Annotated in this window: 8 protein-coding genes and 1 pseudogene; 5 read left to right on the forward strand and 4 right to left on the reverse strand. The window is 67.8% G+C overall.

What is annotated here, in order from left to right; all coding sequences use genetic code 11:
- The 4 genes and pseudogenes from AX685_RS21595 to bla all read right to left on the reverse strand — a co-directional run.
- A pseudogene (locus tag AX685_RS21595) lies at positions 1–116 on the reverse strand (3-methyl-2-oxobutanoate hydroxymethyltransferase); the annotation flags it as partial.
- 23 nt (positions 117–139) lie between these two features.
- Entirely contained in the window at positions 140–559 is a 420-nt protein-coding gene (locus AX685_RS10255) for a hypothetical protein (protein WP_066488222.1), read from the reverse strand.
- 78 nt (positions 560–637) lie between these two features.
- Complete coding sequence (locus AX685_RS10260) at positions 638–985, reverse strand: ArsC family reductase (protein ID WP_066488228.1); 348 nt, start codon at positions 983–985, stop codon at positions 638–640.
- Positions 986–1,029: 44 nt separating this feature from the next.
- Positions 1,030–1,914 carry a subclass B3 metallo-beta-lactamase gene (bla, locus tag AX685_RS10265; RefSeq protein ID WP_066488230.1) on the reverse strand — a complete coding sequence of 295 codons (885 nt, stop codon included), beginning with the start codon at positions 1,912–1,914 and terminating at the stop codon, positions 1,030–1,032.
- A 251-nt stretch (positions 1,915–2,165) separates the two neighbouring features.
- On the opposite strand from bla, the gene AX685_RS10270 reads away from it, so the two are divergent.
- From AX685_RS10270 to AX685_RS10290, 5 genes are all read left to right on the forward strand, one after another.
- Complete coding sequence (locus tag AX685_RS10270) at positions 2,166–4,298, forward strand: TonB-dependent siderophore receptor (protein ID WP_231738765.1); 2,133 nt, start codon at positions 2,166–2,168, stop codon at positions 4,296–4,298.
- A gap of 47 nt (positions 4,299–4,345) precedes the next feature.
- Entirely contained in the window at positions 4,346–5,107 is a 762-nt protein-coding gene (locus AX685_RS10275; RefSeq protein ID WP_197418563.1) for an alpha/beta hydrolase, read from the forward strand.
- Positions 5,104–5,379 carry a hypothetical protein gene (locus tag AX685_RS10280; protein WP_066488237.1) on the forward strand — a complete coding sequence of 92 codons (276 nt, stop codon included), beginning with the start codon at positions 5,104–5,106 and terminating at the stop codon, positions 5,377–5,379. The genes AX685_RS10275 and AX685_RS10280 overlap by 4 nt, the downstream gene beginning before the upstream one ends.
- Positions 5,376–5,672 (forward strand): hypothetical protein, encoded by a 297-nt coding sequence (locus AX685_RS10285; protein WP_066488239.1) that lies wholly within the window; start codon positions 5,376–5,378, stop codon positions 5,670–5,672. The genes AX685_RS10280 and AX685_RS10285 overlap by 4 nt, the downstream gene beginning before the upstream one ends.
- 6 nt (positions 5,673–5,678) lie before the next feature.
- The coding region (locus tag AX685_RS10290) for a PepSY-associated TM helix domain-containing protein (protein WP_197418564.1) at positions 5,679–6,272 on the forward strand (594 nt) is incomplete at its 3' end.

The following is a 6,272-nucleotide window of genomic DNA, read 5'->3' on the forward strand; positions in this document are numbered from 1 at the left end:
CCCGCCGCGATCTTCGCCTTGCGATCGCGCACCGCGGGGACGGTCAGGCGCTTCATCGGCGCGGACACGGGGTTGGCGCGGCTGGTCGCGCTGTCGATCGTGAAGGTGGTGGACATGGTGCGACGCTACTCCTTGCCGATCAGCCGATCCAGCCGCGACGACGGCCGAGATGCGCCAGCTTCAGCGCGCCTGCCGCGACCGCCAGGATCAATAGCGGGAAATAGGCGACCCAGACGCCCTTCACCGCGACGATATCCGTCGTGGCGAACAGCCAGCCGAACTGGATCATCACCGCGACCAGCGCGATCGTCAGCAGCGGCACCGACAGCACCGACCCGGCAATCATCGCCAGCGCGCCCAGCAGGCTGCACCCGGTCGCCACCGCATAGACCGCCATGTACCAGATCGGCAGCGACGCGAAGAGCGCGCGATCATAGTCGCTCGCCGGCCCCATCGCCTCCGCTCCCAGCCGGAATTGCTGGATACAGGCGAACACGCCCGACAGCGACCACAGGAAAAATGCGATCACCGCCACCCGAAACCACCACGCGCCGCGCATCCGCGCCTCTCCCCTCCCTTATGCGCGGCGGACCATGGCGTGCGCGGGGCGGGTTGGCAAATGCCGCAATGCGCGCGGTCAGCCGAACAGCGCAGCGTAGCGATCCGGCTTGAACCCCACCTCGACGCCGCCGGGATGCTCCAGAACCGGCCGCTTGATGAGCGACGGATGCGCGATCATCAGCGCGCGCGCCTTCTCCGGCGTGAGGTCCGCACGGTCGGCGTCGGGCAGCTTGCGGAACGTGGTGCCGGCGCGGTTGAGCAGCACCTCCCAACCGACCGCATCGATCCAGCGATCGAGCGCGGCGGTGTCGACGCCGGATCTCTTATAGTCGTGGAAGGTGAACCCCACGCCGGCGGTGTCGAGCCAGGTACGGGCCTTCTTGATCGTGTCGCAATTGGGGATGCCGTACATCGTTGTCGTCATTGGTGTTCCTGTCGGGTGGGACGGCCGCGGCCATAGAAGCCGATCTATTTCGCGATGCGTCCCTGCTTCATCCACTCGCGGTCGAAATCGTCGCGGGCGCGCAACACCATGTCGCGCAGCAGGCCGGGGGCGACGAGCGTGCCGGTGCGGGCGCGGGTCAGGACGTCGGCCAGCTCCGGGTGCGCGGGCAGCACCACGTCGGCGGGCAAGCGCGCGAGGCGGGCGAAGCTGGTGCGATAATCGGCGGCAATGGCCGGATAGCGGCGGTTGGCGAACAGCCGGTTGCCCGCGACCGAGACGCTGCACGGGAACACCACGTCCAGCGGACGCGCGCCCTGCGTGACGCGCATCGTCCAGCTGGTGCACCCCGGCGTGTGCCCCGGCGTCGCGACCGCGTGCAGCTCGACCCCGCCCAGCCGCACGACCTGCCCGTCGCGCACCCCGCGCGCCATCGGCACGGGGGCGAAGCGGATCACGCCGTAATTGGTCTCGCCCGGCGGGATGCCGGTGCGCAGCGCGGGCACGTCCGCCGCCCCGGCCAGCACGCGTGCGCCGGTCGCGCGCTGCATCGCCGCCAGCCCGCCGACGTGATCGAAATGCGCGTGGCTGACGAGGATGTATTTCACCTCGCGCGGCTTCACCCCCAGCGCCGCGATGTTGCGCAGGATCGCCGGCACGTTCTGCGCCATCGTCGCGTCGATCAGGATCGCACCGGCGCGGGTGCGGATCAGATAGGCCGCCAGCCCCTCCGTCCCGACATAGTCGATCGGCCCGATCAATCGCACCGGCGGGATCGGGCGCGTCCATTCGGGCGGATCGGACTGCGCTGCGGCGGGCGTCGTCAGCGCGGACAACGCCAGCGCGGCAAGCGCCGAACGGACGGTACGAATGACGAAGGCGCGCGTCGCCTGATCGCACGTCTTCGTCATCTCGACTCTGTCACTGAAGATCACGATAACCTCTTGGAATCACATAACTAACGATATTTTTCAGTGGCAGCATACCGTCAGCCGTCCGACTGACCAAGCCGTAACACGAGCAGCAGCGATAACGACACGTTTGATAATGCGATTGACTCGCATTATCCTGCGCTACTAGAGGCGTCCGGGAGGCGGCGTGCGGGGTACGCCGACGAAGGGGCAGGAAACATATGAAGATTGGTTGGGGTGTGGGATTGCTGTTGTCTTCGGCGGCGTGGCCGGTGGCGGCTCAGGAACGTAACGGCGACGCACTGCGCGATACCGACATCGTCGTGACGGCCACGGGACAAACCCAGGCGACGTCCGGCACGAAGACCGCGACCCGGCTGATCGAGGTACCCCAATCCATTTCCGTCATCACGCGCGAGGAACTCGACGTCCGCGCCGTACACAGCGTGACGGAGGCGCTCGCTTATACCGCCGGGGTCCAGGCCGAACAGGACGGTATCGACAGCCGCGCCGACAGTTTTTCGGTGCGGGGCTTTTCGGCCGGCAGCTTCAGCGACAATCTGTTCCTCGACGGCATCCGCCTGCCCGCCGGCGGGCAATGGACGCGCACCGCCTTCGATCCCTTCGCGCTTCAGCAGATCGAGGTGCTGAAGGGGCCGTCTGCGGTGCTGTTCGGGCAAGTGGCACCGGGTGGGATCGTCAATCTGGTGACGAAGCGTCCGACCGCGAACCCGCGTGGCGAGATCATGTTGCAGGGGGCCGGGTTCACCGACCTCGGCAAGTGGCAGTATCAGGGCGCTGCGGACGTCTCCGGGCCGCTCACCGCCGACGGCACGGTCCGCGCGCGGCTCGTCGGGCTGGCGCGCTATGGCGATGCGCAGATCGATGCGATCAAGACGGGCCGCTATTATATCGCGCCCAGCCTCACCTGGGCGCCCGACACCGCGACCAGCATCACATTGATGGCGCAGTATCAGCGGGACGAGGGAGGATCGACCTTCCAGTTCCTACCCTATGTCGGGTCGCAGCAGCCGGGGGCCGGTGGGCGCCATATCCGCCTCGACGCCTTTCTGGGCGAGCCGCAGTTCAACACCTATGACCGTAACCAGTATCTGGTCGGCTACGAACTGCGCCACGCCTTCTCCGACCGGTTCGAGCTTCGCCAGAATGGCCGCTATACCCGTGTCGAGACGTTGTTCCAGGGAACCGTGCTGCGCGGCGGCACGCTGGCCAACGGACAGACGATCAACCGTCGCGCGGTGCAGGGCGTCGGCCATTCGGACGGCTATGGCCTCGACACCAAGATCGAAGGGCGCATCGACAGCGGTCCGCTGCAGCACCGTGTCCTGATCGGCGTCGACATGCTCGACACCGAATGGCGTCACCTGCGCGACCTGTCGACGAACGTTCCGCCGATGCCCGACATCTTCAATCCCGTGTCGCAAGGCATCGGCCAGGTGCTCCAGACGCTGAGCCCGCAAGTCCATCTGAACGCGCGGCTGGAGCAGGTCGGCGTCTACGGCCAGGACCAGGTCACCATCGGACAGCTCCATGTCACCATGGGCGCGCGCTATGACTGGGCGAAGAACCATCAGGTGAACGAACTGGCGACCGGCACGACCAACCCGGTGACGTTGACCAAGGCGGACAAGGTGACGTGGCGAGCGGGCGCCACCTGGGTTTCGCCGAGCGGCATGGCACCCTATGCCAGCTATTCCACCTCGTTTCAGCCGACGACCGGCCAGTATTTCGACGGCACGCCCTTCAAGCCGACGACCGGCGAGCAATATGAAGCGGGCGTGAAATATCAGCCCCGCGGCAGCAATGCGCTGCTGACCGCGGCGGTATACCAGCTGACCCAGAACAATCTCGCCAGCCCCGACCCGGACGGAAACCATGTCTGCGGCGGCACGACCTGCCAGGTCCAGACCGGGCAGGGTCGGATCCGCGGCGTCGAACTGGAAGGCAAGGCGACATTGATCGGCGGGCTGAGCCTGATCGCGACCGGCACCTATATGGACAGCGAGATCACGCGCGGTGAGCGCGGGCAACAGGGCAACCGGCTGACGCAGGTGCCCGAGTGGATGGGGTCGCTGTTCGCCGACTATCGCTTCGCCGAGGACGGGCCGCTGGGCGGCGTCGGGCTGGGCGGTGGCGCGCGCTATGTCGGCGTCTCCTATGGCGACACCGCCAATGCCTATCGCGTGCCCGGCTACACGCTGTACGACCTGTTCCTGCGCAAGGCCTTCGCCAGCGGCATCGTCCTGTCGGTCAATGCGCGCAACCTGACCAACCATCGTTATGTCGCGCTGTGCTCGTCGGCCTCGTCCTGCTTCTACGGATCGGGCCGCACGCTGAACCTGCGGCTGCAATATCGGTGGTGAGAATGTTCGCGGCCTTCATGCTAGCGCTGGCGATACCCGGCACGTCCGTGGCTACGGAGACGCCCTATACGCTGCCGCACAGCGTCGAACAGGTCGTCCATGCCGATGGCGGGGAGGCATATCGCATCCTCATCGCCTGGCCGGACGCGCCGCCGCCGCCCGCCGGCTATCCGGTACTCTATGTGCTCGACGGCGAGGACCATTTCGCGATCGCGGCGCTCACCGCGCGCCGACTGGCGCGGGCGGGTGGACGAAGCGGGGTCATGGACGGCATCGTGGTCGGGATCGCGGCGGGGCCGCTGCAACGCCGCGTCCGCGATTACACGCCCGTCACGCCCGGCTGGACGATCCCCGCGACCATGCCGGCCAGCGGGTTGCGGACCGGCGGAGCGGAGGCGTTCCTCGACCTTCTCGAACGGCAGGTGCAGCCGCTTGTTCGCCAGCGCTGGCGGGCCGATCGGTCGCGGGAGAGTCTGCTGGGCCATAGTTTCGGCGGCCTGCTGGCACTGCATGCCGCGCTGACCCGCCCGGCGATGGTCGACGGCGTCGTCGCCGTCAGTCCGTCGCTGTGGTTCGGCGACGGCCTGATCATGCGCGAGGCTGCCGCGGCGAAGGGAACGCCCCCCATCCTGATCGCCGAAAGCGATACCGCGGCGGCCGCTCCGGCCGCACTGGCCCGTTCGCTCGATCATGGCGCGAACGATGGCCGGGCGCGCTTCCTGCCGCTGCCGGGGCAGTCGCACGGGACGACGATGCTGGCGGCGATGGCACCGGCGATCCACTTCGCCTTTGCGGGACCTGGCCGATGATCGCGGCATGGTGCGCGGCGGCGGCCATCGTCGGCGGGGCGATGGGCCTGTATGCCAGCACGCGGCATCAGGCGCTGATCCGTCCGGGCGTGGCCGCACGCCGCTGCCGGATCGTCGGGACGCTGCTCCTGCTGCTCGCGCTGGCGCTGCTGCTGACGGTGCAGGGACCGGCGACGGCCGTCTTCACCTGGGCCACGATCGCGATGCTGGTCTGGAGCATCGCTCCGGTCGCGATCGGCTGGTGGCGGTTCCGGCGGGGAGCGGCGCGATGAGCCGCCCGCTTCTCACCAGTCGCGACTGGTTCGGCAAGGCGTCGGCCGCGACCGTCTTCGGCTTCCCCCTGACGATGGCGTTGACCTGCACCTTCGCGACGCTGTTCTCGACCGACGCGGACGCTTTCAGCGCGCAGCGGCAGCTCGCCATGTGGCTGGCGTCGCCGATCTGGTGCGCGATCCTCGGCCTCTGCTTCCTGTTTCGCAGCGGCGTGCGGGCCTGGACCTGGCTCGCGCTCGCTAATCTGGCCGCTTGGGCGCTCTACGCCGTTGCGCGTCTTCTTCTCGGGTAATCGTCGATGCGCACCGATATCGTGAAGACCTATAAGGACGTGCATAGCTGGGTCGGCATCATCGCCGGGCTGGCGCTTTTCGTCGCCTTCTATGCCGGCGCGATCACGATGTTCGCCGAGCCGCTGAACCGCTGGGCCTCCGCGCCGACCGGCATCGCCGCGCCGCCACCGCTGGATCGCACGCCCGAACTGATCGACAAGGTGCTGCGCGCCCGGCCCGATGCGCGCGCCGCCTATACCGTCCATTTCGACACCGGACCCGATCAGCCCGCACGGCTGAGCTGGACCACCGGCACCCGCCGGGCGCCCGGCCCGACGTTTCTCGCCGCACTGGCGCCTGACGGGGTGTTGCAGGTGGTGCGGCAGGACGCGTCGCCGGTGTCGGAGCTGGTCGACGTGCTGCACCAGCAGGTCGGTCTGCCGTTCCGTCGCAATATCGCGATGCCGATCATGGGCGTGATCTCGCTGCTCTACGCCGTCGCCATCATCTCCGGCGTCATCTGCCTGTTGCCCAGTCTGACCAAGGACCTGTTCGCGCTGCGCTTCGGGAAGAATGTGAAGCGGATGTGGCTCGACCTGCATAATCTGCTGGGGCTGTTC

It is taken from the genome of Sphingomonas sp. CCH9-F2, from assembly GCF_001556735.1.
GTDB lineage: Bacteria > Pseudomonadota > Alphaproteobacteria > Sphingomonadales > Sphingomonadaceae > Sphingomonas > Sphingomonas ginsenosidimutans.